This window comes from Streptomyces sp. Rer75, assembly GCF_013414305.1.
Taxonomy (GTDB): Bacteria; Actinomycetota; Actinomycetes; order Streptomycetales; family Streptomycetaceae; genus Streptomyces; species Streptomyces himastatinicus.
In genome coordinates, this window is the sequence record NZ_CP058693.1 from 8,834,697 (window position 1) to 8,856,055 (window position 21,359).

A 21,359-nucleotide genomic window follows, 5' to 3' on the forward strand; every position below is an offset into this window, starting at 1 on the left:
AGACCAACCATGACCCGGACACTCCGCGTGGGAATCATCGGATGCGGCAAGATCGCGCTGAATCACGCGAAGGCACTGCTCGCCAACCACAACGCCGAGCTGTACGCCTGCTGCGACATCGACGGCGCACGGGCCGCGGAGTTCGCCACCAGGTTCGGCATCCCCCACGCCTACGACAACTCCGCCGACCTCATGCGCTCCGGCGTCGACACCGTCACCGTCTGCACCCCCCACCCCTCCCACGAGGCCACCGTCGTCGCCGCGGCCCGCCACGGCCTCGACGTGCTGTGCGAGAAGCCGATCTCCATCTCGCTCGCCGAAGCGGACAACATGATCGACGCCACGGAATCCGCCGGTGTGACCTTCGGGGGCCTCTTCCAGCGGCGCTTCTGGGAAGCGTCGCAACGCGCCCATGAGGCCATCCGGAACGGCCGCATCGGCACACCCGTCTTCGCGAGCGTCGCCCTGCGCCTGGGGCGCGACGCCGCGTACTTCACCTCCGATCCCTGGCGCGGGACGTGGGACGCCGACGGCGGCGGCGTCCTCATCAACCAGGCCATCCACTACATCGACCTCATGCAGTGGTGCGTGGGATCGCCCGTGGTGCGGGTGAGCGGAAACATCGCGACCCTCAAGCACGGAGACCACATCGAGGTCGAGGACACCGCCGTGGCCACCCTCGAATTCGCGAACGGCGCCCTCGGCGTCATCCAGGCCGGTACGACCTTCGCCCCCGGCCTCGGCACCCAGGTGCTGGTCACCGGGAACAACGGCGCCACCGTCAGCATCACCGAATTCCCCGAGGGCGAACCGGCGTTCAACGACATCTGGACCGTCGCCGGAGAGGAGAGCTACCGGCCCGTCCACTCCACCGAGATCGACTCCGATCCGTCCCTCGCCACGATCCACGAGGGACTCACGCCCTACCACGCCCTACAGATCGACGACTTCATCGACGCCGTCGCCCACCACCGCGAACCGCTCGTCACCGGGCGCGAGGCCAGGAAGGCCCTGGAGATCGTCCTCGCGATCTACGAATCCGCCCGGACCGGCGGGCCCGTGGACCTCGGCGCGGCCCGCCCGGCACAGCTGACGCACCGGTGAAAGGCGGCCGCACCATGACACCTGACCAACTCGCCCTGGGGGCCATGACCTTCCGCGGACGGGACTTCGAAGCCTCTCTGGACGCGGCGCGGCGCAGCGGATTCCCCGCGGTCGGCATCTCGGTGGCCCAGTGCGTGGCGTGCCTGGAGCGCGGCATCCCGCCCGAAGCCATGGCCGAGGCCCTCCGTGACCACGGGCTGCGGGTCGCGGAACTCGAACTGATCCGCCTCGGCGAACGCGGCATCGCCCGGCACCTCAACGCCCTCGTCATCGACCTGATCGGCATCCTGAACCCGGACCGGGTCCATGTGGCCGCGTTCTCGGGGACGCTGGAGGACGCGCAACGGGAGTTCGCCACCCTGTGCGAGGAGATCACCACCGCCGACGTGGCCTTCGAGTTCATGCCGTACGGCACCGTCCGCGACCTGCCCACCGCCGTGGACCTCGTACGCGCCGCAGGCTCCCCGAGGGCGAAACTGGTGCTCGACGTCGTGCACTTCTTCCGCTCGGGCGCGGACATCGCCGACCTCACGCCCGACGTCCTCGCCCTCACCGCGGGCCTCCAACTGTCCGATCTCGTCCCCAGGCCGGGCAAAAGCCTGGCCGAGGAATCCCGCCACCTGAGGGCGTTCCCGGGCGACGGCGTCCTCCCGCTGGCCGACTTCCTCCGCGCGGCTCTCGCGGCGAGTGGCGACACGCCACCGCCCGTCACGGTCGAACCCGTTTCGGACGCGCTGGAGACCCTGCCCGTGGCGTGGGTCGCCGAGCGCGCGATGCAGTCGACCGCGCGCCTGCTCACCGCGGCGAACCGGCCGCGGTAGGCGACCGGCGACCCACGCCCGACCATCCCCCCCGACGACGGAGAACCCGATGATGCGAGCCGCAGTACTCCACGGCCCGAACCTGAACCGGCTCGGCAAGCGCCGCCCCGACAAATACGGGCACGCCACCCTGGCCGACATCGAGCGTGACATCGATGACACCGCCGCCCGTATCGGTGTCGCCGTGCAGCACTTCCAGTCGAACCACGAGGGCTCACTGATCGACTGGCTCCATGAGCGTCAGGACGCCCTCGACCTCATCGTCGTGAACCCCGCCGGACTCACGCCCTACGGCTACTCGCTGCTGGACGCCCTCAACGACACCGGCCTGCCCTTCGCCGTCGTCCACATCTCTCCGTTCGCCGCCGTGGACGGCAGGACGCGCGAGGACATCTTCGCCGCGTCCGCCACCGTCTACGCCTCGGGAATGGGGTGGCGCGGCTACGCCCACGCCCTCGAGGCGCTCACCGCCAAGGTCACGCGAACGCCCGCTCCCGGGTCAGACGGGCTCCGGGAGCGGCCCCAGGCGCTCGATGACACGCTCACGTAGCAGCAGGTACTCCGCCCAGCGGCGCCGCAGCGGACCCGGCGGACGCGGGACGACACGGGCGGCCGTGATGGTCTGCCCGTTCCGGAACTGCTCGCGGGTCAGGTCGAGTTCGACGCCGCTGGGCAGCCGGTTCCACCAGTGAAAGCCACGCTGGGGCCCATCTTCAAGGTGCACCTCGCCGACCACGAGATCGCCGCCGAAGACATCGGTGACGACCAGGGACGTGATGTCGCAGTGCCCCCGGGCCGGGTTGCCGGGCTGCCAGTCGGCCAGGTCATCGGGTGAGCAGGTGTCGGCGGCCCAGCTTTCCCGCAGCGCCTTGTCGAGGTCGAGCAGATTCCAAGGGGTCATGACGGCAGCATCGCAGTCGGCACTGACACCCGCGGACCGCGCACGCACCTATCCGGCCGACCGCACCGTGATGGTCGGCCGATGAGTTCTGTCGTCGGGACCGGTCTGATCGGGTGCAGTGATGACTGGAAGGAGACGAGATGAGTCGCGAGGCGGCGTCTGATGACCGGCAGCGGCAGGTGTTCGCGTTCCTGTTCTGTTCCCTGGACGGCTACCACGAGGGCCCCGACGGGGAATTGCAGTGGGGACTCTACGACGAGGAGTTCTTCGACTGGAACCTGCGCCAGACCCGAGAAGTGGGCGCCCTGCTGCTAGGGCGGCGTACCTATGAGCACTTCGCCGACGTGTGGACCACGGACCATGCCGCCGAGCGGATGCCAGAGGTCACGGCGTTCATGAACGCCGTTCCCAAGACCGTGGTGACGGGGAGCGGCCAGGTCGCCCCCTGGGAGAACACCCGCATCATCGACGGTAGCGGTCTGGACGCCGAGCTTGCCCGGCTCCGGGTCGAATCCGCCGGTGACATCGCGGTCTTCGGGAGTTCGGCCCTCACCGTCACACTGCTGGAGCAGGGGCTGGTGGACGAACTGCGGATCCTGGTGCATCCGGTGCTGCTGGGCCGGGGCCGGAGCCTGTACGCCGGGCTGAGGGACCGCGTCGACCTGACGACCGGGGCGGTGACCGTCTTCCGATCGGGCAACGTCCTCCTGCGGTATCGGCCACCCGGCCGCGCCGGGAACCCATAGGACCGGTTCCCGGCGAAGGGTGGTGCGGTGTGAACGGCCCACGCCGTTCACACCGCCTGGCGGAGCTTCTTCAGGAAGAGATGACGGGGCCGTTGGGGACGGCGTCCAGTACGACGGCGCTCACGGTGACGATCTTGTCCCAGTCGAAGGAGTACTTGTCGAACACCGCGGCGCTGGCGATCCCGCGCTTGACGCCGTTGCTGACAAGGTAAACCGTGGCGGACGAGGGGGACTTGGCCAGCATGGCTCCGTCCGAGAGGTTGCCGCCGTCATCGATGCGGTCGATGTCGATCACGTTCTGAATTCCGTCCCAGCTGCGGAACAGATTGAAGTACGTGGCCTCGTTGGGGATCCCGCGGCGCTTGCCGTCGAGGACCAGGTAGACGGCGGCGCTGGTCACCGTCTTGATGCGGTAGCCGTTCAGCTCCGGATGTTCGCCCTGGATCTGCGCGGACGAGCCCTTCGCGGTGGCCTGTGCTCCGGCGGCGGTCGCCGCGGGGGAGGCGGCGAGTCCGAGCAGAGCGGCCACCAGCAGGCTGACCGCGCCGAGTAAGGCGCGTCTTCGGGCCATGTTTCCTCCAACGGTCGGTGAACGATGGTCGGGGATCCGGCCGACCATCCTCACGCGTCGGGCACCAAGAGGGAAGGCCCCAGGGCCTCACGCCGCACGCGAACGTCTTCGAGGCGGGAGCCGGCGCGGTGGCGAGGAACTCAAGCGGTTCCGCATCCGGCACGACAGCTACTTCGTGGTGGACTTCGAGTCCGGCGCGGAGTGGTCCGTTGCGGTGGCGTGCTGCATGACGAGTTCGTACGACCGCAGGCGGGCCGCCAGTGCGTAGACGGGCGTGACGAGCATCAGTTCGTCCGCTCCGGTCGCCTCCGCCACCTGCGCCAGGCGGCCTACGGCGGTCTCGGGCGTGCCGTGCGCCTGATGCGCCAGGAACGCCGCCAGCGCCTGCCGCTCCTCCGCCGTGAAGGGGTGGGCGGATGCCTCGGCGGGTGAGGGGAAGGGGACCTCGCTGTGGCCCTTGAGGAGCCCGGCCTTGACGACGTTCATCGGGCCGGCCAGCCGCTCCGCCTCCTCCCGCGTCTCGGCGCAGATCGTTTCCACGCACACCAGCACCCGGGGGTGTTCACACCACGCGGAGGGGGAGAAGTGGGCCCGGTAGCGGTCCAGCGCGGCGAGGGTGTTGTCGGGGCGGATGTGGTGGGCGAAGGCGAGGGGCAGGCCGAGTTCCGCGGCGAGCGCGGCACCGGCGGTGCTGGAGGCCAGCAGCCACGGTTCGGGGAGCGTACCGAGCGCCACTTCGTCCACCAGGAACCGCAGCGTCGCCGCCACATCGACCCGGTACTCGTCGTCCGTCGTCGGACCGGCGCCGCGCCGCAGCGCCCGGGCGGTGGACTCGTCGAAGGTGCCGGGCCCGCGGCCGATGCCCAGGTCGATCCGGTCGGGGTGCAGCGCGGCGAGGGTACCGAACTGTTCGGCCAGCATGATGGGGGCGTGGTTGGGGGCGAGCACGCCCCCGGAGCCGAGACGGATGGCCGACGTCGACGCGGCGGCATGGGCGGTCAGGACGACGGGCGGGAAGGCGCCGATGGCGGGGGAGTGGTGGTGTTCGGCGTACCAGAGCCGCCGGTAGCCGAGGGCGTCGAGACGCTGGGCGAAGGCGGTGGTGTCACGTAACGTGTCCACGGCCCGCGTACCGGTCTGGACCATGGCGACTTCCAGCGCGGAGAGCGGCAGGGTGATCATGCGGCCAGCATAGGGAGTTTCCGGCGGCCTCGGACGGCTGTTCTGTCCGCCGGTCCGTCGCTTCCCCACGGCCCGCGGTCCGTCAGCGCGTTGAGCGCGGTCCTTGACGACCGGTAGGCGGCGGCGCCACCGCTGCCGGGGGTGAACTGCGGATTGTCGTTCGTGCTCCAGGTCAACGACCCGGAACCAGGCTGCCGGGAGCGCGGGCGGCCTATCCGGAGACGCCCAGCGAGGCGTAGTCGTAGCCGCCTCCCCAGGGCTCGCTGGTGTGGACGTTGGTCAGCCGGGAGCCGCGCCAGATCGCGGTCCGCTGGAACAGGATGGGCAGATAGGCGGCGGAGTCGGAGATCTTCTCGTTGATCCGCGCGTAGTCCCTCCCGGCCTTCGCCGGGTCCTGTTCCGCGATCGCCGCGTCGAAGAGGTCGTCGACCGTGGGATCGTCCAGCTCCGCGACATTCACGTTGCCGGAGCTCTGGATGAAACGGCTGTCGGCGAGCGGCTGGAGAAATCCCTGGCCGGTCGGGAAATCGGCGAGCCATCTCTGGACGACGATACCGTAGCCCTTCTTCTTCACGGTCGCGGGTGAGCTTATCGTCGCGAAGAAGTCCCGGTAGTCGATCCGCTCGATCTGGGTACGGACACCGACCTTCTTCAGCGACTCCGAGAGTGACGTGGCGATTTCCACGTCGACGGGCTGGTCACGCACCGCGATGGTGGTCGTGAACCCGCCCGACTTTCCGCACGCCTGCAATTCCTTCTCCGCCTGGGAGACGTTCGGCTTGCCCTTCTCCTTGACGGTCTCGTACGGGTCGTAGGAGGAGGCGGAGCCCTCGATGGTCGGCGGAAGGATATGGGGCGCGATGTCGCCACTCTGCGGACCGCCTGCCGCGGTCCGCATGTTCTCCCTGTCCGCCGCGTAGAGGACGGCCTTGCGGCAGTGGACGTTGTCCAGGGGTTTGACGGAGCGAGGGAGGGCCGCGAACAGAAGCCCTCCGGTGTACGGATTGTCCAGCCGGGCCCTGGAGTCGGAGTCGCCCCGGGCCTTGCTGAGGGCAGTCCTGGTGAGTCCGGAATATCCCAGGTCGAGGTCGTACCGGCCCGAGATCAGGGCCTGCGCGTTCGCCTCCTCATTGTCATTGATCTGCACCGTGATCCGGTTGGGGAGAGCGGTGCGGATCGGGTCGGACGACCGGTTCCACTGCGTATTGCGGACCAGCTCCAGTGACTTTTTCGGCGTGTAGGACTTGAACTTGTACGGCCCGGAAGAGAACGGATCATTCTGATACCAGGCTTTGGTGTCCTTCTCCCGCTTGACGGGCGACGCGGTCGGCATCGCGAGCATCTGCTCGAAGTCGCCGTTGGGCTCGGGCAGCCTGAAGACGATGGTCTTGTGGTCCGGGGTCTCGATGGCCTTCAGGCCCAGCTTGTCCTTGGAGGTGTCCTTGTACGGCCCCTTGTAGGTGTGTTCGGGGTCCAGCACCTGCTGGAGATAGACCGGGCCGCCGGTCATCACCTCCGGGGCCCAGATCCGCTCGATGCCGTATTTGATGTCCTTGGAGGTGATTGCCGTGCCGTCCTCCCAGGTGAGGCCGTCGCGCAGGGTGTAGGTGTACGTCTTGCCGCCGTCCGTCACCTCGGCCCTCTTCTCGGCGAGGTCGCCGACCAGTTCGGTGCCCTTCTTGCCGGGTTCCGGGGCGTAGGTGACCAGTTGACGGGCGTAGTAGCGGGAGAAGTTCCAGACGAAGCCGAAATAGCTGCGCTGCGGGTCCCATGAGTCCGCGTCGAGGCTGCTGACGAATTTCAGCGTGCCGCCGGGCTCTTTCGAGGCGTTGACCGTGCCCTTGGTCGCGGCGTTGTACCCGGATGTGGGGCCCGTCTTCGGCGTGCTGGACGACTTCGGTTTCCGCTGTCCGGAGCCGTCCGTGGAGGCGTCGGAATCCTTCATCCAGGACAGCACCAGGGGGATGCCCGCGGCCATCAGGGCAACGGCGAGCGCTCCCACCAGTCCGTAACGGACGCTCCGGCGGAGGCCCGGCGAGGCACCGCGGCGGGAGGGGGCCGGGGCGGGTGACGACAGGGTTGTCGGCGACCAGGCGGGTTTCGGCGGCACGTCGGACAACGGCCGGGGTGCCGGGGCCGGGTCGGGGTCGTACGCCGATGGCGCGGGCGCGGGCGGCGGTTCGTGCGGCGGCGTCGCGGGCTCGGGCACGGGTGTCGGCCCTGGCTCGTGGTCGTACGGCGGCGGGCCGAAGCCGGGCGGCGCCCAGGCCACGTTGCGGGCCAGGGCCAGGCCGCCCGCCGTGTTGCGGTCGCGCTTCTGCGGCAGGGGCCGCCCCTTCGCCCGCAGCGCCGTGTACACCTGTGCGTAGACCGTGTCCAGGTCCAGCAGCTCCGGCCCGCCCGGCGCCCCGTCGCGCAGGAGCCGCAGCAGCTCACCGGTGAAGGCGGTGTGGGGCTCACCCGGCGGGGCGAGGGCGAAGCTGGTGTCGGGGACGGAGGCCAGCAGATAGGTGCCCTCGACTTCCACCTGGTCGATCACCGCCTCGGTGCCCGGCGCGCTCATGAAGCCGAGCACCCGTCCGCTGAAGCAGCAGTCGAGCAGCATCACTTGGCGGCCGGTCCGCCCGTCGAGCACGACGTCGCGCAGCGTGCCGTAGGGGAGCCCGGTGTAGGAGCGGTGCGGTATCGATCCGGTCAGCCCCAGGAAGAGTTCGCCGCGGCGCGGCTCCACGAGGCCGTGTCCGGCGAAGTACACCAGCAGGGTGTCCGTGGCTTCCTCGGCCGCGGTCCGCACGGCGTCGAGGACCTCGACCGCGGTGGCGGGATCCTCGATCACCGTGCAGTGCTCGGGCGCCAGCCCCCATGAATGCGGGGCGCATAAGGCCGCGGCCAGCGCGCTCAGGTTGTTCGCCACCGCCGGGATCTGTTCCAGATGGGCATACCGGCTGGTGCCGATGAGCACCGCGCGGGTGGCGGCGGGGTCGGGCAGGACGGCCACGGCTACCGCCCTTCCCCGGCGTCTTCCCCCGCATCGGCCTCCCGGTCCCGTTCCCCGTCCCCCTCCGGTGCGGGTTCGGCCGGGGGCTCCAGCGCATCGATCAGACGCCGCAACTCCTCGTCGCCGCCGCCGTCGAGGGAGACCGTGAGGTCACCGCGGCGCACGGTGATGCGGCGGGCATGCGGCCGTGTCTGCCGCCAGGTGGACAGCGCCAGCGCGAAGGAGGCCGCGCTCCAGGCGTTGTCGGTGACCAACTGCAACACATCGGTGAGCAGGCCCATCTGGCCCGGCGACGGCGGGGCTTGGACCAGCTCCACACGGGCGCCGCGGCGCATGGCCGGATCCCGTCCCAGCCAGTCGTGGAGCGATCGCAGCTCCTCCTCGCCGCCACTCACCGCTACGTCGATCCGCACCAAGCCCCCTTGTGACGACAGTCTTCTCAATTCTGTCGTACTCGGGGGCGTCTGCGCAGGATGAATGCGGGGCAGGATGAACGCGGGGAAGGATCAACGATCGGACGGCGCCGGGGACGGCTGCGGAACGTTCCGGGCAGCCGGGCAATCACCCACTCCTCGCCACTCTCAACGTATAGCGCACCGGGGGCCTTGCGGCAAGGCCCCCCTCGTGCCGCAGAATTCCCGGCCGAAGCCAGGACCTGCCGAAACGGAGTCGCGACGTGCGTGTGTTGTTGTCGGAGCATGGGGTGAGCGGGCCCACTGGCGCGTTCGATCTTCCCGACCGCCTCTCCCCCAAGGCCGACCCGGCGCTGATCGCCGGGGACGAGCGGCACTTCGCGGCCATCGCGGAGTGCCTCGAACAGTCGATCGCCGATCTGTCCGACAGCCTCGAAGCCGCGCGCAAGGCGCCCGGTGGCGTCGGCAGGCAGGCGATGGACCGGGACACCGAGATCCACCGGCTGACCGCCCGCCTGCGCGCGCTGCGCCGCTTCGGCCTGGACCTGTGCCTCGGGCGCATGGTCGGCGAGGACGGCGCTGAGCCCGTGTACGTCGGACGGCTCGGCCTCAAGGACAGCACGGGCCGTCAGCTGCTGCTGGACTGGCGTTCCCCCGCGGCCGAGCCGTTCTTCGGGGCCACCCACGCCAACCCGATGGGGCTGGCGAGCCGCCGCAGATACCGCTGGACCCTCGGCCGGATCAGCGACTACTGGGACGAGGTGTTCACCTCGGACGGGTTCGCCGGGCACGCCGCGCTGGACGACCAGTCCGCCTTCATCGCCAGCCTGGGCAGCAACCGGTCGCCACGGATGCGCGACGTGCTCGGCACCATCCAGGCCGACCAGGACGCCATCATCCGGGCGGGCTCCCGGGGCGCCCTCGTCGTGGACGGCGGTCCGGGCACGGGGAAGACCGTCGTCGCCCTGCACCGCTCCGCCTACCTCCTCTACTCCGACCCGCGCCTCGCGCACCGCCGGGGCGGTGTGCTGTTCGTCGGCCCGCACCAGCCCTATCTGGCCTACGTCGCCGACGTCCTGCCCAGCCTCGGGGAGGAGGGCGTGCAGACCTGCACGCTGCGGGACCTTGTCGCCGAGGGGGCCGGAGCGGCGATCGAGGCCGACCCGGAGGTGGCCCGTCTGAAGTCGTCCGCGGACATGGTGGCGGCGATCGAGAAGGCCGTCAGGTTCTACGAGGAGCCGCCCGCCGAGGGCATGACGGTCACGACCGACTGGGCCGACGTCTGGCTGGGTGCCGACGACTGGGCGGAGGCGTTCGACGCACCGGAGCCGGGCACTCCGCACAACGAGGCGCGCGAGCAGATCTGGGCGGAGCTGGCCGCGATCCTGCTGGACAAGCTCGGCGAGCTCGGCGAGGAGATCTCGCCCGATGTCTTCCGGAGGTCGCTGCTGCACGACGAGGAGCTGGTCACGACGCTCAACCGCGCGTGGCCGCTGATCGACGCGGCCGACCTCGTGGGCGACCTGTGGTCGGTGCCCGCCTACCTGCGGATGTGCGCCCCCTGGCTCGGCCCCGACGAGGTGCGGAAGCTGCGCCGCAAGGAGGCTCCCCAGGCGTGGGCGGTGTCCGACCTGCCGCTGCTGGACGCGGCGCGGCAGCGGCTCGGCGATCCGGAGACGGCCCGGCGCACGCTCCGGCACCAGGCCGCCGTCGACGCCGAACGCCGCCGCATGGCCGACGTCATCGACAACGTGCTCGCGGCCGATGACGACGGGGAAGGCGCGGTGACGATGCTGCGCGGACGGGACCTCCAGGACAGCCTGATCGACGAGAGCGCACTGCCCGGCGCCGACCCGGACCTGCTCGCCGGTCCGTTCGCGCACATCGTCGTGGACGAGGCTCAGGAACTGACCGACGCGGAGTGGCAGATGCTGCTGCTGCGGTGCCCGTCCCGGAGCTTCACCATCGTCGGGGACCGCGCCCAGGCCAGGCACGGGTTCACGGAGTCGTGGCAGGAACGGCTGGAGCGGGTCGGGCTCGACCGGATCAACCTGGCCTCGCTGAGCATCAACTACCGGACGCCGGAAGAGATCATGGCGGAAGCCGAGCCGGTCATCCGGGCCGAACTCCCGGACGCCAACGTGCCGACCTCCATCCGCAGCGGCAACGTCCCCGTCGAACACGGCTCCGTCGCGGACCTGAACACGATCCTCGACACCTGGCTCGCCGCACACGACGAGGGGACCGCCTGCGTCATCAGCACGGGTGACATCGGGACGGGTGACATCGGAGCCGACGCCTTCCGGGCGACGTCCCGCGTCCGGTCGCTGACCCCGGAGCTGTCGAAGGGGCTCGAATTCGACCTGGTCGTCCTCGTCGACCCGGAGGAGTTCGGCGAGGGCATCGAGGGAGCGGTCGACCGCTACGTGGCGATGACCCGGGCGACGCAGCAGCTCGTCATCCTCACGACCTAGCCATCGGCTGGTGTGTTCCCGGCGTGTGTCCGAACGTACGGCGGAACACATCGATGAACGCGCTGGCGGACGACCAGCCGCACCGGTGCGCCACGGTGGTCACCGGAAGGTTCTCCGCCAGCAGGATCAGCGCGTGGTACAGGCGCAGTTGGGTGCGCCACTGCGGGAAGGTCATGCCGAGGTCGGCCTTGAAGTGGCGGGAGAGCGTGCGGTCGCTGGCGCCGACCTCCCTGCCCAGCGCGGCCAGGGTGCGGCCGTCGGCCGGGTCGTCGCGCAGGATCTCGCACACCGCCTTCAGCGGAGGGGCGGTGGGCGTGGGCAGGTGCAGCGGCTGCTGGGGTGAGGCCCGCAACTGGTCGAGCAGTACGGCCCGCAGCCGCCCGCGCTCGGGGCTGTCGTCGTGCGGGGTGTGCGTGTAGACGAGGATCAGTTCGCGGAGGAGGGGGCCGACCGCCAGCACGGTCGGCTCGTCCAGCCCGAGCGGGTTGTCGCTCGCGTCCAGCCCGATCAGGTGCAGTTCCAGTTCGCCGTGGGCCTGGTGGGCGTGCACGGTGCCGGCCGGCACCCAGATGGCGCGCGTGCCCGGGGCGATCCAGGTGCCGGTGCCGGTCGTCACGGCCAGCACTCCGCGGCCCGCGTAGACGATCTGGTGGTCGTCGTGGCGGTGTGCGTCGATGGCGGCTCCGGGCGCCAGCCACTGGGTGCGGGTCGGCGCCACGGGTTCATGGCGGGCCACCGGCTCATGGCGGGCCACCGGCTCATGGCGGACTTTCGGCATGGGTTGGCAGTTTATCGGAAGCCCGACAGGGTGCCCGGTGATGACGATGGCGGTGTGCCCAGGAACAAATCCATCATCATGCTGTCGGTCGGCCACGCCTGCGTGGACGTCTACCAAGGCGCCGTCGCGTCGCTCGTCCCGTTCTTCGTGGCCGAGCGCGCCTACAGCTACGCCGCGGTCTCGGGCATCGTGCTCGCCGCGTCCCTGCTGTCCTCGGTGGCACAGCCGGCGTTCGGCGCGCTCACCGACCGCTGGGCGATGCCCTGGCTGCTGCCGGTGAGTACGGTCCTCGGCGGGCTGGGGATCGCCCTGAGCGGTGTGAGTGGTTCGTACGCCTGGACGCTGGCGTTCGTGGCCGTGTCCGGTATCGGGGTCGCCGCCTACCATCCCGAGTCCGCGCGCGTCGCGCGGCGCGTCAGCGAGGGCAGCCACAGCGCGATGGCCTGGTTCTCCCTCGGTGGCAACCTCGGCTTCGCCACCGCGCCGCTCATGGTCGGCGCCGTCGTGGCCACCGGCGGTCTGCGCCTGTCGCCGCTGCTCGTCGTACCGGCGCTCGTCGGCAGTGTGCTGTGCCTGCCCGTCCTGCGCGCACTGGGCGGCCCGGTGCGCGGCGACTCCGGTGCGGCGGTGGTGACGGGCACCGACGATGTCGCCTCGTTCGTGAAGCTGTCGCTGGCCGTGGTCTGCCGGTCCATCGTCTTCACCGGCCTGAGCACGTTCATCTCGCTGTACGCGCAAGCGCGCCCGGGCGGCAGCACGGCCGCGGGCACGGCGGCGCTGTTCGTCCTCTACCTCGGCGGCGCGGTGGGCTCCGTGCTGGGCGGCCATCTGGCCAACCGCTGGGACCGGGTCACCGTCGCCCGCTGGTCGTACCTCGTCACGGTCGCCGCGGTCGCGGGGATCGTGTTCGTGCCCGGACCGGCGATCCATGTGTTCGTGGCGCTGACCTCCGTCGGCCTGTACGTCCCCTTCTCCCTCCAGGTCACCCTCGGCCAGGACTATCTGCCCACCCGCACCGGCACCGCCGGCGGGATCACCCTCGGGCTCACCGTCAGCATCGGCGGCCTGGTCACCCCGCTCATCGGCAGCGTGGCCCACGCGACCTCCCTGCGCACGGCCCTGACCCCGCTGATCCTGATGCCCGCCCTGAGCTGGCTGCTGTTCCGCGCGCTGCCCGAACCCACCGCGCCGGACGCCGCTAGCCGTCGTCCGGCGCCTCGTCCGGAGCCTCGCCCGGGCCGTCGTCGGGTACGTAGCGCAGCACGTCGCCGGGCTGACAGTTGAGGGTGCGGCAGATCGCGTCGAGCGTCGTGAACCGCACCGCCTTCGCGCGGCCGTTCTTCAGCACGGCGATGTTGGCGGGCGTGATGCCGACGGCGGCGGCGAACTCGCCGACGGACATGTTGCGTTGGGCGAGCTGGACGTCGAGGTCGACGATGATCGCCATCAGACGACCTCGGCCATCTCGGTCTCCAGGTCGGTCGCCTTGCGCAAGAGGCTGCGCATGATGACGATGAGCATCGCGAACGAGGCCCCCACACCGGCGCTCGCGGTCGCGGCGAACAACGCGCTGATGACGTCCATGCCGTCGCCGGGAGAGGGGATGGACGCCAGGGCCAGATGTGCGGTGACGCCGATCGCCAGCAGCGTCGCCACGATCGAGGACCCGATGATCACGTCGACCCATCGGAAGGCCCGCGGCGTGAAGATCGCACCGCGCCGGACCATGTCGAGCAGCATCCACGTGGCGACGAGCGCGACTTGGACGCACGCGACGCCGAGGATCGCCACCGTCACATAGGGCGTGGCGAAGGGGGCGTACGGGGGGAAGTTGTCGACCTCATCGGCCGCCATCGTCGGTATGACGACGATCTGCCCGAAAAGACCCATCAGGATCGCGGCGACGATTCCGGCCCGCAGCGCGGCGATGAAGAGACGATGCATATATCGATTGTCGATCGATATCTATCGAAAGTCAATCGATCCCGTCCGCGGTGAGTGCCGCGGCGTCACCCTTTCGCCCCACGTGCCTCTCATTGCAGTACGCCGAGGCATCATCCACCGGCCCGCCGGGAAGGAATCACCTTATTCAGCGCAGAACGCCCCAGGGGAGCCGTCGTGCCCGCAGCCAGAAGCGATGCCACCGATGCGCCGGGGAGCGGGGAGGAGACCCCGCTGAAGCGGGCCATCGGCCCCGGACTGCTGGTCCTCTTCGTGATCGGCGACATCCTCGGCACCGGGATCTACGCCACCACCGGTCAGGTCGCGGGCAAGGTCGGCGGGGCGCTGTGGCTGCCGTTCGTCATCGGGTTCGTCGTGGCCATCCTGACGGCGGCCTCGTACGTCGAGCTGGTCGGCAAGTACCCGCAGGCGGCCGGTGCCGCGCTGTACACCCAGAAGGCGTTCGGGGTCCCGTTCGTGACGTTCATCGTCGCCTTCATGGTCATGTGCTCGGGCCTGTCCTCGGCGAGTGCGGCGGCCCGAGCCTTCAGCGGCGACTACCTCGCCGAGTTCACGGACGCCCTCCCGCCCACCTTCGTCGCGATCCTGTTCATCCTCGCCCTGGCCGCGCTCAACCTGCGGGGTGTGTCGGAGTCCGTGAAGACCAACGTGGTGCTCACGCTCGTCGAGCTGACCGGCCTGCTCATCATCCTCGTGACCGGCGCCTGGGCGGTGCTGTCCGGGGAGGGTGACCCGTCGCGGCTCGGCGAGTTCCGGGCGGAGGGCAGCGGTTACGCACTGCTCACCAGCGTGCTGGGGGCGACGGCCCTCGGCTTCTTCGCCTTCGTCGGCTTCGAGGACTCCGTCAACATGGCCGAGGAGACCAAGGACCCCCGGCGCACCTTCCCGCGCGCCATCTTCACCGGTGTCGCCGTCACCGGCACCGTCTACGTCCTCGTCGCCCTGGTGTCCTCCCTGCTCGTGGACTACCGGGTGCTGGAGGGGTCGAGCGGCCCCCTGCTGGAGGTCGTCGAGGTCGGCGGGCTCGACTTCCCGCCCAAGCTGTTCGCGCTGATCGCCCTGTTCGCGGTCACCAACTCGGCCCTGATCAACATCATGATGGCGTCCCGCCTCTGCTACGGCATGGCGAACGAACGCATCCTGCCGCGCGCCATGGGGCGCGTTCTCGCCGGGCGCCGCACCCCGGTCGTCGGGATCGTGTTCGTCTCCCTCCTCGCCATCGGTCTGGTGTCCACCGGGGAGATCGCAGGGCTCGGCGACACCACGGCGTTCCTGCTCCTGTGCGTGTTCGTCGTCGTCAACGTCGCCGTGCTCGTGCTGCGCCGTGACCGCGTCGAACACCGGCACTTCCGCACCCCGACCCCGCTGCCGGTGCTGGGCGCGATCACGGCCCTGGTGCTGGCCAGCCCGCTGGCCGACCGGCCCGCACACGTGTACATCAGGGCGGGGGTGCTGCTGGCCATCGGCATCGGGCTGTGGGTGCTCAACAAGGTGGTGATGACGGTTCGCGGCGAGGCGGGAGCCGGTGAAGTACGGTCTGCGGAGTGACGAACCAGCGAAAGCCACGGGGTCCGTACCGCAAGAGCGCGGAACGGCGGGAACAGATCCTCCAGGCCGCCTACGAGGCCATCGACGAGCACGGAGAGCGAGCCTCCCTCCAGGACATCGCCGCCCGGGTCGGGGTGACGCAGCCCGCGCTGACGTACTACTTCCCCACGCGCGACGACCTGCTCCTCGCGGTCCTGGAGCGGCGCGATGTGCTGGGCAAGGCGTTCGCCCGAGCCGCCGGAGACGGCGAATCCGTGATCGACAGCATGGTGGCGGGCACGCGATTGATCACCGACCACCCCGGGGTGGCCAAGCTGGGCGTCGCGCTCTCGGCGGCGGCCACCGACCCGGAGAGCCCCGTGCACAGCCACTTCGCCGAGCGCTACCGGGGTCTCGCGGCCGAGGCCGCGCAGGACTTCGAGGAGGGGCAGCGGACCGGTGAGATCCGGGCCGACGCACCGGCCGACCACCTGGCCAGGGCGGTGCTGGCGGTGATGGACGGCCTTCAGCTCCAGTGGATGCACGACCCCACGGTGGACATCGCCGCGATCGCCGAGACGTTCGCGCGGATGCTCACGCCTCCGGCCGCCGACGAATAAATTTTTGGGGTGATAGATTTTCGACGTCCGCTACCGGAAGGGGGACGTCGATGTCCGCCACCCCGCCCCGTCCGCCGCAGGACCTCGATTTCGATCCGGAGGTCTTGCGCGCCCGTTACCGCGCCGAGCGCGAGCGCCGCATCCGACCCGATGGCAGTGCCCAATACCGGGGCGTCGGGGGAGAGTTCGGGTACTACGCCGACGATCCCTACGCCGACCCCGCGTTCACGCGAGAGCCCTTACACGACCGCGTGGAGGTGGTGATCGTCGGCGGTGGCTTCGGCGGTCTGCTCGCCGCCGCCCGGCTGCGGCAGGCGGGCGTCGTGGAGCCGATCCGGGTGATCGACAAGGGCGGGGACTTCGGCGGCACCTGGTACTGGAACCGCTACCCCGGCATCCACTGCGACATCGAGTCGTACATCTACCTGCCGCTGCTGGAGGAGGTCGGCTACGTCCCCAAGTGGCGCTATGCGCCGGGGGAGGAGATCCGGCAGCACGCGCGGGCCATCGCGCGCCACTTCGGTCTGTACGACGACGCCTGCTTCCAGACCCAGGTGACCGAACTCCGGTGGGACGACGGCCAGAGGGAGTGGATCGTCGCCACCGACCGCGGCGACCGCATACGGGCCCGCTACGTCATCACCTCCACCGGCACCCTGAGCCAGGCCAAACTGCCCGGCATCCCCGGCATCGAGACCTACCGGGGCCACACCTTCCACACCAGCCGCTGGGACTACGACTACACCGGCGGCGACGCGAACGGCGGGCTGCACAAGCTGGCCGACAAGCGCGTCGCCCTCATCGGCACCGGCGCCACCGCCATCCAGGTCGTGCCCCACCTCGGGGAGGACGCCCGGCACCTCTACGTGTTCCAGCGCACGCCCTCCTCCGTCGACCTGCGCGACAACCGCCCCACCGACCCCGCGTGGGCCGAGTCGCTCAAGCCGGGCTGGCAGAGGCGCCGCATGGAGAACTTCCTGAAGGTCGTCACCGGGGTGCGCACGGACGAGGACCTGGTGAACGACTCCTGGACCAGCAGCGCCCGGCTCCAGGAGAAGCTGATCCCGACCAACGCGTACGCGGACGTCCCGCCCGAGGACCGGGAACGGCTCTACGAGATCGCCGACTTCCAGAAGATGAACGAGATCCGCGCCCGCGTCGAAGCCGTGGTCGAGGACCCCGAGACGGCCGAGAAGCTCAAGCCCTGGTACCGCTACATGTGCAAGCGGCCCACGTTCAGCGACCACTACCTCCAGACCTTCAACCGGCCGGACGTCACCCTGGTCGACACCGCCGACACCCACGGCGTGGAGCGGATGACGGAGACCGCCGTCGTGGTCGGCGACACCGCGTACGAGGTGGACTGCGTCATCTTCGCCACCGGCTTCGAGGTGGGGGTCTCCGGGATCCTCTCCGGACAGCTTCCGGTGTACGGCCGGGGCGGCATCCCGCTCTCCGAGGCCTGGGCGGGCGGCCCCAAGACGCTCCACGGCTTCTCCAGCCACGGCTTTCCCAACCTGTTCCAGCTGGGCCCGCTCCAGAACGCGTCCTCCGTGAACTTCGTCCACGTCCTCGACGAACAGGCCCAGCACGTCGCCGAGATGGTCACCGAGGCCCGTAAGCGCCGGGCCCGGTACGTCGAACCCACCTCCGCGGCGCAGGACGCATGGCTGGCCGCCCTCCGGGACAACGCACCCGACCTGCACACCTTCCAGGCGGAGTGCACCCCCGGCTACTACAACAACGAGGGCATGCCCCAGAAGCGCAACGCGTACGCCGACGGGCCGGTGGCCTTCCACGACCTGCTCCGCCGCTGGCGCGCGAACGGCGGCATGGACGACGTACTGGTGGAGGCGGAGGAAGCGTGAACACACGGGGCCACAACCGGTTCGGCGGCGACACGGCCGTCTCCGGCTCACGCCTGCGTGCGCGGCGCCTCAACCACCCGAGTCCGCTGTGGGGTTCGAACGGTGTCGCCTTCGGCCCGGACGGGCGGCTGTACGTCGCCCAGTTCCTCGCCGGGCAGATCAGCGCCGTCGACCCCGCCACCGGGGACGTCGAGGTGGTCGTACCGATGGACGGCCCGGTGCAGTCGCCGGACGACCTCGCCTTCGGCGCGGACGGCTCGATGTACATCGCCGACCTCATCCCCGGCCGGGTGTGGCGGCGCAGCCCGCAGGGCGCGTACACCCTGGTCTCGGACGAGGTGAAGGTGGTCAACGGCATCACCTGCGTCGGGGACCGGCTCTTCGTCAACGAGATGCGGCCCGGCGGCCGGCTGCTGGAGCTGTTCCCGGACGGCGGCGAGGCCGCGGTGCTCACCGAAGGGCTCGCCCTGGGCAACGCCATGCAACTCGGCCCGGACGGCTATCTGTACTACCCGCACATGATGACGAACCAGGTGTGGCGGATCCCGCCGGACGGCGGTGTGCCCGAGGTGGTCGCCGAGGAGGTGCACGAGCCGGTCGCGGTCCGCTTCGACCGGGGCGGGGTGCTGCACGTCCTGTCGCGCGGGGCGGAGGGCATCGTCACCCGGATCGACCTGCACGGCAGCGGCTCCCGCACGCTCGTCGCCAGCGGCCTGGTCGGCCTGGACAACGCGGCGTTCGACGCGGAGAACCGCATGTTCGTCTCCAGCTACGCCAGCGGCGGCATCACCGAACTGCACCCCGACGGCCGCACCCGGGAGATCGTCCCCCGCGGCCTCGACGGCCCCTACGGGGTGACGGTCGACCTCGGCGGCACGGTGTACGTGGCCGACCACTACCGGCTGGCGAGCCCGGCGCCCGCCGACGAGGGCGAGCCGGTCGCCGCCGACGGGGCGGGCGAGGACGGCGGCGTCACCTCGCTCACCCTGATGCCCTTCGTACACGGCGTGACCAACGCGGGCGGACTCGTCCACTTCACGTCCCAGTACGGCGACGTCCACACCCACGACCCCGACCGGCGGACCACGCGGCGGCGGGTGACCGGCCTGAACGAGCCGGTCGGCATCACCGTGGCACCGGACGGCTCCCTCGTCGTCGCGGAGGCGGGCGCCGCCCGCGTCGTGTCCATCGACGACGGCGACACCGTCACCGTCCTCGCCGAAGGGCTCGGCCACCCGGTGGACGTGGCCTTCGACGCCCAGGGACGGTGCCATGTGAGCGACGACCGGCTCGGGGCCGTCCTGCGGATCGGCGACGACGGGACGACGACGGTGGTCGCGGACGGGCTCGGGGCGCCCCAGGGGCTGGCGGTCCTCGGCGACACGCTGTTCACGGTGGAGACCGGGCCGCGCAGGCTGACGGCGATCTCGCTGAGCACGGGGGAGCGGCGGACCGAGGCCGAGGACCTGCCGGTCGGACAGCCCCCGGGCACCGCTCCCCGGACCGCGCCCGCGCTGTTCACCCACGGCATGGTCGGCGCTCCCCGCCCGTTCGCCGGACTCGCCACCGGCCCGGACGGCTCGCTGCTCCTCGCGGCCAATGGCGAGGGCACCGTGTGGCAGCTGAAGACATGACACAGCCATGGCACAGAGAAGAAGGGGCGTCACATGAGCGGTACGGGTCTTGAGGGCCGAGGCGTCGTCGTCACCGGCGCCGCGTCCGGGATCGGCAGGGCCACGGCCCTGAAGTTCGCGCAGGAAGGCGCGAAGGTGCTGGTGGCCGATGTCGACCGGGCGGGCGCCGAGGAGATCGTGGGGGAGATCGAGGCCGCCGGGGGAGCCGCCGTGGCGGTCGTCGGCGACCTGAGCGACCAGCGGGTGGTGGACACGGTCGTCGAGCGGGCCGTCGACGCGTTCGGCGGCGTGGACGTTCTGGTGAACAACGCCGGGATCATGGACCGCATGTCCGCGCTCGGCGAGACCGACGACGCCGAGTGGGAGCGGGTCATCCGGATCAACCTGACGGCGCCGTTCCTGCTGACCCGTGCGGTCCTGCCGCACATGCTGGCCGCCGGATACGGCTCGATCGTCTTCACCGCGTCCGAGGCCAGCCTGCGCGGCAGCACGGCGGGCGCCGCGTACACCGCCTCCAAGCACGGCATCGTCGGCCTGGTGAAGAGCCTGGCCGTCATGTACCGGGGACAGGGCATACGCGCCAACGCCATCGCCCCCGGCCCCACCGCGACCAGCATCCGGGTGGATGCCGCGAAGGAGGCCCACGGACCCGCCGTCGTGGGTCAGCTGATCGGCGCCACCATGGGCCGGTACGGATCGGCGGAGGAGCAGGCCGCCGCCATCGTCTTCCTGGCCTCCGACGCCGCCTCCTTCGTCAATGGCGCCGTCCTCCCGGTCGACGACGCCTGGGCCGCCGTCTGACCGGCCTCAAATAAATGGGTTGATTTACGATTGTCCGGGTCGGCCGTGTGATTGCGTACGCTTTCCTCGTTCGACCTCGCCGACCCGGTCGAGGATCCGCGGTGGCCTGGGGGACGGGCCCCCGCGGACCAGTGTGATGTCCCGAAGTGGTGGTTGACGATGGCCGGCAGGGTGCGGCGGGACGAGCAGGTCAGCGCGACACGGGAAGCGCTCCTGGACGCGGCGGAGCGGCTGTTCGCCGAGCACGGGGTGCACGCCGTCGCCAACCGCCAGATCAGCCTGGCCGCCGGGCAGGGCAACAACGCCGCCGTCAGCTATCACTTCGGCACCAAGACCGACCTGGTGCGCGCCATCGCCCGCAGGCACGCCGAGGCGATGGAGACCGGCCGTCTGGCCATGATGGCCGACATCGGCGACTCCACCGACCTGCGGGACTGGGTGGCCTGTGCGGTCCGCCCGGTCACCGGGCATCTGGAGGCCCTGGGCACCCCCAGCTGGTACGCCCGGTTCATCGCCCAGGTCACGGCCGACCCCGCCCTGCGCGCGGTCACGGTCGAGGAGTTCGCGGCCGGATCGCCGTCCATGCAGAAGCTTCAGGAGGGGCTGGAACGCTGTCTGCCCGACCTCCCGGCCGAGGTGCACGCCGAGCGCGCCGCCATGACACGTCACCTGATCACGCAGATGTCCGCGGAGCGGGAGCGCGCTCTCGCGGACAACGCGCCCACGTCCAGGGCCAGTTGGCGGGAGACGGCGAACGGTCTGATCGACGTCATCGTCGCCCTCTGGCTGGCACCGGTCACCCTCTAGCCCTACCAGGTCACGGGTAGTTCGTAGACGCCGTAGACGACACCGTCGTCGAGCAGTTCGCAGATCACCAGGGACGGCAGGGGCAGCGCGAGGGCCCGCACCAGGTCGGCGAGTGGCTTGATCGAGGGGGTTGTCCAAGGTCATTTAAACCA

The 21,359-nt window shown here is 70.4% G+C and carries 20 protein-coding genes and 2 pseudogenes; 13 read left to right on the plus strand and 9 right to left on the minus strand.

The window, feature by feature from the left end; genetic code table 11:
- The first annotated feature begins 9 nt into the window (after positions 1 to 9).
- The 3 genes from HYQ63_RS37840 to HYQ63_RS37850 are packed head-to-tail and all read left to right on the plus strand — an operon-like array spanning position 10 to position 2,475.
- Positions 10 to 1,104, plus strand: a complete 1,095-nt coding sequence (locus tag HYQ63_RS37840) for a Gfo/Idh/MocA family protein (protein WP_179938190.1) — start codon at positions 10 to 12, stop codon at positions 1,102 to 1,104.
- Positions 1,105 to 1,118: 14 nt separating this feature from the next.
- Entirely contained in the window at positions 1,119 to 1,925 is an 807-nt protein-coding gene (locus HYQ63_RS37845; RefSeq protein WP_179938191.1) for a sugar phosphate isomerase/epimerase, read from the plus strand.
- 49 nt (positions 1,926 to 1,974) lie between these two features.
- Positions 1,975 to 2,475: a type II 3-dehydroquinate dehydratase gene (locus HYQ63_RS37850; RefSeq protein ID WP_179938192.1), complete on the plus strand. Its 501-nt coding sequence runs from the start codon at positions 1,975 to 1,977 to the stop codon at positions 2,473 to 2,475.
- On the opposite strand, the gene HYQ63_RS37855 is transcribed toward HYQ63_RS37850, so the two are convergent.
- On the minus strand, positions 2,425 to 2,826 hold the full coding sequence (locus HYQ63_RS37855) for a hypothetical protein (protein ID WP_179938193.1): 402 nt from the start codon (positions 2,824 to 2,826) through the stop codon (positions 2,425 to 2,427). The genes HYQ63_RS37850 and HYQ63_RS37855 overlap by 51 nt on opposite strands.
- A gap of 140 nt (positions 2,827 to 2,966) precedes the next feature.
- Between HYQ63_RS37855 and HYQ63_RS37860 the strand changes: the two genes are divergently transcribed.
- On the plus strand, positions 2,967 to 3,572 hold the full coding sequence (locus HYQ63_RS37860; protein ID WP_179938194.1) for a dihydrofolate reductase family protein: 606 nt from the start codon (positions 2,967 to 2,969) through the stop codon (positions 3,570 to 3,572).
- 70 nt (positions 3,573 to 3,642) lie between these two features.
- Here HYQ63_RS37860 and HYQ63_RS37865 read toward each other — a convergent pair whose 3' ends face one another.
- Positions 3,643 to 4,143, minus strand: coding sequence for a hypothetical protein (locus HYQ63_RS37865; RefSeq protein ID WP_179938195.1), 501 nt, complete (start codon positions 4,141 to 4,143; stop codon positions 3,643 to 3,645).
- 121 nt (positions 4,144 to 4,264) lie between these two features.
- Between HYQ63_RS37865 and HYQ63_RS46205 the strand changes: the two are divergent.
- A pseudogene (locus tag HYQ63_RS46205) lies at positions 4,265 to 4,342 on the plus strand (cupin); the annotation flags it as partial.
- Here HYQ63_RS46205 and HYQ63_RS37870 read toward each other — a convergent pair.
- From HYQ63_RS37870 to HYQ63_RS37880, 4 genes and pseudogenes are all read right to left on the minus strand, one after another.
- Positions 4,312 to 5,325, minus strand: coding sequence for an MsnO8 family LLM class oxidoreductase (locus HYQ63_RS37870; protein ID WP_179938196.1), 1,014 nt, complete (start codon positions 5,323 to 5,325; stop codon positions 4,312 to 4,314). The pseudogene HYQ63_RS46205 and the gene HYQ63_RS37870 overlap by 31 nt on opposite strands.
- 80 nt (positions 5,326 to 5,405) lie before the next feature.
- Positions 5,406 to 5,528, minus strand: a pseudogene (locus tag HYQ63_RS45265) (short-chain dehydrogenase); the annotation flags it as partial.
- 8 nt (positions 5,529 to 5,536) lie between these two features.
- Positions 5,537 to 8,323 carry an ABC transporter substrate-binding protein gene (locus HYQ63_RS37875; RefSeq protein ID WP_179938197.1) on the minus strand — a complete coding sequence of 929 codons (2,787 nt, stop codon included), beginning with the start codon at positions 8,321 to 8,323 and terminating at the stop codon, positions 5,537 to 5,539.
- Between the two features lie 2 nt (positions 8,324 to 8,325).
- Positions 8,326 to 8,736, minus strand: a complete 411-nt coding sequence (locus HYQ63_RS37880; protein WP_179938198.1) for a hypothetical protein — start codon at positions 8,734 to 8,736, stop codon at positions 8,326 to 8,328.
- Between the two features lie 290 nt (positions 8,737 to 9,026).
- On the opposite strand from HYQ63_RS37880, the gene helR reads away from it, so the two are divergent.
- Positions 9,027 to 11,210, plus strand: a complete 2,184-nt coding sequence (gene helR / locus HYQ63_RS37885) for an RNA polymerase recycling motor ATPase HelR (protein WP_179938199.1) — start codon at positions 9,027 to 9,029, stop codon at positions 11,208 to 11,210.
- Here the strand turns inward: helR and HYQ63_RS37890 are convergent.
- On the minus strand, positions 11,200 to 11,988 hold the full coding sequence (locus HYQ63_RS37890; RefSeq protein ID WP_179938200.1) for a helix-turn-helix transcriptional regulator: 789 nt from the start codon (positions 11,986 to 11,988) through the stop codon (positions 11,200 to 11,202). The genes helR and HYQ63_RS37890 overlap by 11 nt on opposite strands.
- A gap of 54 nt (positions 11,989 to 12,042) precedes the next feature.
- Between HYQ63_RS37890 and HYQ63_RS37895 the strand changes: the two genes are divergently transcribed.
- Positions 12,043 to 13,272 carry an MFS transporter gene (locus HYQ63_RS37895; protein WP_179938201.1) on the plus strand — a complete coding sequence of 410 codons (1,230 nt, stop codon included), beginning with the start codon at positions 12,043 to 12,045 and terminating at the stop codon, positions 13,270 to 13,272.
- Here the strand turns inward: HYQ63_RS37895 and HYQ63_RS37900 are convergent.
- Together HYQ63_RS37900 and HYQ63_RS37905 are read right to left on the minus strand one after the other, a co-directional pair.
- On the minus strand, positions 13,187 to 13,435 hold the full coding sequence (locus HYQ63_RS37900) for a helix-turn-helix transcriptional regulator (protein ID WP_179938202.1): 249 nt from the start codon (positions 13,433 to 13,435) through the stop codon (positions 13,187 to 13,189). The genes HYQ63_RS37895 and HYQ63_RS37900 overlap by 86 nt on opposite strands.
- Positions 13,435 to 13,932 (minus strand): DUF2975 domain-containing protein, encoded by a 498-nt coding sequence (locus tag HYQ63_RS37905; protein ID WP_179938203.1) that lies wholly within the window; start codon positions 13,930 to 13,932, stop codon positions 13,435 to 13,437. Before HYQ63_RS37905 ends, HYQ63_RS37900 begins: the two co-directional genes overlap by 1 nt.
- 174 nt (positions 13,933 to 14,106) lie before the next feature.
- Here HYQ63_RS37905 and HYQ63_RS37910 point away from each other — a divergent pair, with 174 nt between their 5' ends.
- From HYQ63_RS37910 to HYQ63_RS37935, 6 genes are all read left to right on the plus strand, one after another.
- Positions 14,107 to 15,498 carry an APC family permease gene (locus tag HYQ63_RS37910; protein ID WP_179938204.1) on the plus strand — a complete coding sequence of 464 codons (1,392 nt, stop codon included), beginning with the start codon at positions 14,107 to 14,109 and terminating at the stop codon, positions 15,496 to 15,498.
- Positions 15,495 to 16,097, plus strand: coding sequence for a TetR/AcrR family transcriptional regulator (locus HYQ63_RS37915; protein WP_179938205.1), 603 nt, complete (start codon positions 15,495 to 15,497; stop codon positions 16,095 to 16,097). Before HYQ63_RS37910 ends, HYQ63_RS37915 begins: the two co-directional genes overlap by 4 nt.
- Before the next feature lie 50 nt (positions 16,098 to 16,147).
- A complete protein-coding gene (locus tag HYQ63_RS37920; protein WP_179938206.1) occupies positions 16,148 to 17,965 on the plus strand; it encodes an NAD(P)/FAD-dependent oxidoreductase in 1,818 nt (605 codons plus the stop codon).
- A complete protein-coding gene (locus HYQ63_RS37925) occupies positions 17,962 to 19,599 on the plus strand; it encodes an SMP-30/gluconolactonase/LRE family protein (protein WP_179938207.1) in 1,638 nt (545 codons plus the stop codon). The genes HYQ63_RS37920 and HYQ63_RS37925 overlap by 4 nt, the downstream gene beginning before the upstream one ends.
- 33 nt (positions 19,600 to 19,632) lie before the next feature.
- A complete protein-coding gene (locus tag HYQ63_RS37930; protein WP_179938208.1) occupies positions 19,633 to 20,400 on the plus strand; it encodes an SDR family NAD(P)-dependent oxidoreductase in 768 nt (255 codons plus the stop codon).
- Between the two features lie 159 nt (positions 20,401 to 20,559).
- A complete protein-coding gene (locus HYQ63_RS37935; protein WP_179938209.1) occupies positions 20,560 to 21,207 on the plus strand; it encodes a TetR/AcrR family transcriptional regulator in 648 nt (215 codons plus the stop codon).
- Positions 21,208 to 21,359 lie beyond the last annotated feature (152 nt).